This is a genomic window from Candidatus Coatesbacteria bacterium (assembly GCA_014728225.1).
In the GTDB taxonomy this organism is placed as follows: Bacteria; RBG-13-66-14; RBG-13-66-14; order RBG-13-66-14; family RBG-13-66-14; genus WJLX01.
In genome coordinates this window covers 1-3903 of sequence record WJLX01000114.1, presented here as the reverse complement: position 1 = coordinate 3903, position 3903 = coordinate 1, and the positions used below count along the sequence as shown (strand labels likewise).

The following is a 3903-nucleotide window of genomic DNA, read 5'->3' as shown; positions in this document are numbered from 1 at the left end:
TGGACGGACACATATCAACGGCCTCGAGAACTTCCGGGGCTACGCCAAACGACGGCTAAAAGCCGACCACTGATGTTTCAAGCGCAACTCCAGACTCTTTATCCTTGAAATGGAATTCAGCTTCAACCATCGAGACGCCGATAGCACGCTAAACTACCTCGGGAGCAGACTTCGCGCCTGTTCATAATCAGCTTATAATCCCAAGAGTAATAAATAAACTGTTTTCACCGACCGGGCATTTCACCCGCAGGGTATGAGCGGCCATTTCCGCCCCGCGGAAGGGAAGCCGTCGCCGAGCATCAAGCCGCCTGGCGGCTGATGACCAGCCAGACGCCGGCGATGATCAGCAGGAACCCGGCCACCTGCCACCAGGTGACGGTCTCGTGGAGCATGAAGATGCTGACCAGGATGACGATGGCGAAGCCCACCGAGGTGAAGACGGGGTAGGCCACGGAGAGGTTGATCTTGGAGAGGACGTAGGTGTAGCAGGCCAGAGCCAGGGCGAAGCTGACCAGCCCGCTCCACAGCCAGGCGCTGGTGAGCATGCCCTTGAGGTAGCTGCCGAAACCGAGGTCCTCGAGGGTGCCGATCCTGGTCATCGCCACCTTCATCAGGATGTTGGCGCCGGCGTTAAAGACGATGCCCAGGGCGAGCATGAGATAGGTCATGGTTGGTCTTCGCTGGGTTGCGGCCGGTTCGTCGGGCCGGGTTGCGGGTCGATTGTACTACACCGCCGGTCTTCGAGGGAACCGGCGGGCGGGTTTATTCTGCCGGACGACCGGCTTGCGGGTGAGCACCCCACCGGGTATGATAGTTTCGGTTGCGGCGCAGGTTGAGAAAAGAAGGGCGGAAGGTGGCGGATGAAGGGTTTTGTCGTCGGTTTGGTTCTGTTGATCCTGGTGACCCTGACGGCCACCCTGCTGCCGGTCTTCGGCGTGGACGCCGTCGCCCTGCTCGGCGAGGGCCTGTTCACCACTCTCATCGTCGGGCTGGTCACCCTGGGCGTGGGGCTGCTCGGGGGCTCGATCGCCGCCGCCGTTCGCGGTCCACTGCGACGCTACTACGGCACCGACCGCTTCGAGCGCCGCCTGCGGCGCCGGGGCGAAGCGCTGACCGGCCGACTGCTTGACTTCGACGCAGACGAGCTGGGCGGAGTCAGGGAGATCAACGACGCCCGCGCCCTGCGGCTACGCCTGCACTATCGCCTGCGGGGAGCGGAGTACGAGGGGGTGTGTCGCCTCTTCGCCTCGCCGCGGCTGATGGGCGTACTGCGCCCCGGGGCGCGGCTGCCCCTGCTGGTAGATCCGACCGCGCCGACGAGGTGCGTGATCGACCGGAGCCGCCTGGCCGACGCTTTTCCGGTCGACGCCGGCTGAGCTGTTGTATTAAAATACGTCTATAGTAGTCAGTATCCCCACTAACAGCAGCAGAAGGAGGCTCCGCCATGGCCAAGGGCGGCTTCAACTGGACCCTGTTCATCCTGCCATTCCTGGTGCCGATCCTGTTCTTCCTGGTCCTGCCGGCCCTGGGCCTGGACCTGGAGCAGGAGCTGGGCGAGGGCTGGTTCACCATCATCCTCATCGGCGCCATCGTCATCCCGGTGCTATTCACCGTCTTCAAATCCTTCGGCGGGGCCTTCAAGGCCCTGTTCGGCTCCAAGGAGCAAAAGTTCATTCAGAAGCACGGCATCGCGGCCCGGGGAACGGTTCAGGCGCTGGGCGAATCGAGCCAGGGCGGAACGATCACCATCAACGATCAGCCCTATCTCAACCTGCAGCTCGAAATCGACGACGGCTCCAACACGCCCTATCTGGTCAGCTTCGACACCATCATCCCCCGCTCGGCGATACCCCAGTTCCAGCCCGGCGCGGTGATCCCCGTCCTCGTCCACCCCGAGGACCCGATGAAGGTCATCATCGACTGGCAGGGCGCCGGGGCCTCCCGCTCCCAGGCGCCGTCCTACGGCGCCAAGCGCAGCTCCGTCGATCAGCGCCTGATCGACGAGCAGGGCATCGACGGCCGGGCCACCCTGGTGAGTATCGAACCCACCGGACGCAGCGAGGATTACAATCCCGTCGTCGCCATCACCTACGACGTAGACCCCGAGGACGGCGAACCCTACAGCTTCACCAAAGAGACACCCTTCCCCACCAAGGTCATCCAGATGATGCAGGCCCGGGTCGGCAAGACCTTCCCCTGCCGCATCCACCCCACCGACGGCACCAAGCTGACGGTCCACATCACCTAGAACGGGCGGCCCGTCCGCCGACACGCTACATTCTCAAGCTCACCACGAAGCGGGGCGGATGAAGCTACATCCGCCCCGTTGAACACGATACGGCGGGGCTGCTCGTGCCGCTCGGCCACCATATCCCCGGGTCCACCCCGGCGCTCCGGATAGAGTCGCCGACGGGCTCGCGTCGGAACGCCCCCGAACGACAACACCGCTGCGGCGGGGAGCGGCGGCAACGGTGAACCGCTCAAGCTCGGCAGCGTCAAAAGCGACGAAGCACCAGGGGGAGACACCTGCGGCGCAACGCCGATAACTGCAAGTGGTGCCTGCCGCCGCCAACCGTCATCATCGCGCAGATCAGCTTCGTCGTCATCCCGGCCTTCGGCGTGGAGCCCGACGACGTGCCGCCTCGATGGCTGTCGGTCTGGGGTCTGGTGCCGACCGTCCTGCTCCCCCGCCCGGTTTCTTCCTTCAACTGGGGCAAGCTTGTCCCAGCCTTCTGCGGTTCATTGCTTCGGTTCCGTTTTCGGTTCGAAGGACGACGGCCACATCAAGAAACCCGGCCTACCCGACCGGGGCGTCATCGAGACAAGCGGCGAGACCGCGCAGGCACGGTGGCCGTCAACGACCAGCCCTGACTCGTCAGCCTGACCCTCGAGCACCACGACGACCGGGGCGCGCTCGATAACGTCAGCTTCGAGATCAGCGTCTGGCAAATGACGGTGCCCCGGTTCCAGCCCGGTCGGGTCGTCCCCGTCCTCGGCCGCCCCGCCGAACCGGACAAGCCGCTCCTCGAATGGAAGAGCCACGGCGGGGGTTCATAATCCCCGCCGCGACCCGGAGTGAAAACCGAACTCAACGAAAACTCTTGCGCTCGGGGCGGATGAGCACCCACTCGCCCTCGCCGCACTTGCAGGGCGGGAAGTTGTCGCCGCGCTTGAGGCTGACTTCGGTGCGGCAGTTGTCGCAACGGTAGATGCCGGAGAAGGGGCACTTCTGACCGGGATGATAGCCCATCGATCGCTTCCTCGTTGAGGTGGGGGATGAACACTCGGCGGCGTGGTCCGCCCGGGATGCTGTAAAACCGCCGCGGGGGCCAGCCTATGATACGCTGAGCGCCGACTCAGGTTCCCGCAAAAACCTTGACTATACCACCCCCGTGGCCTATAATTCCACCCGCCGTGCCGAAGTGGTGGAATTGGTAGACGCGCTAGATTCAGGGTCTAGTGAGCTTTCCGCTCGTGTGGGTTCGAATCCCACCTTCGGCACCAACCGCCGGCGCCAGCCGCGAAAGCTGCGCCAGCCGCGAAACCTACCACCCCCTCCCGCGCAGGGGTTTTTTTATTAGGCGTAGCAGTACCGACAACCATAACCGCACCCCCCCCCCCGCGATGGGGTTTTTTTTCGAGCGCCGGTAAACTGTCCCGCCCCGACCGTGCCGAAGTGGTGGAATTGGTAGACGCGCTGGACTCAGGATCTGGTGAGCTTGACCCTCGTGGGGGTTCGAATCGCCCCGTCAACCGCTCCCAACAGCAGAACCCGCTTCAGCGACCGTTGAAAAACCGCCCCCGGCCGCGGCGGCGTCTCCAGCGTGAGCCGCCGGAACCGGCACGGTTTTTGCGGAGGCGTACCGTTGTCATTCGTCCCAACGGTCGCCGAGATGCAAAAAC

At 64.1% G+C, this 3903-nt stretch carries 4 protein-coding genes and 1 tRNA gene; 3 read left to right on the top strand and 2 right to left on the bottom strand.

Annotated features, from left to right (window positions below; all coding sequences use genetic code 11):
* Nucleotides 1-299 precede the first annotated feature (299 nt).
* On the bottom strand, nt 300-668 hold the full coding sequence (locus GF399_08175) for an EamA family transporter (protein ID MBD3400294.1): 369 nt from the start codon (nt 666-668) through the stop codon (nt 300-302).
* A 192-nt stretch (nt 669-860) separates the two neighbouring features.
* Here GF399_08175 and GF399_08170 point away from each other — a divergent pair, with 192 nt between their 5' ends.
* Complete coding sequence (locus GF399_08170) at nt 861-1376, top strand: hypothetical protein (protein MBD3400293.1); 516 nt, start codon at nt 861-863, stop codon at nt 1374-1376.
* Between the two features lie 68 nt (nt 1377-1444).
* The gene (locus GF399_08165) at nt 1445-2248 is read left to right on the top strand and encodes a hypothetical protein (protein MBD3400292.1); all 804 of its coding nucleotides are present in this window, start codon (nt 1445-1447) and stop codon (nt 2246-2248) included.
* Nucleotides 2249-3088: 840 nt separating this feature from the next.
* On the opposite strand, the gene GF399_08160 is transcribed toward GF399_08165, so the two are convergent.
* Entirely contained in the window at nt 3089-3250 is a 162-nt protein-coding gene (locus GF399_08160; GenBank protein MBD3400291.1) for a hypothetical protein, read from the bottom strand.
* A gap of 166 nt (nt 3251-3416) precedes the next feature.
* On the opposite strand from GF399_08160, the gene GF399_08155 reads away from it, so the two are divergent.
* A tRNA-Leu gene (locus GF399_08155) sits at nt 3417-3504 on the top strand.
* The last annotated feature ends 399 nt before the right edge of the window (nt 3505-3903 follow it).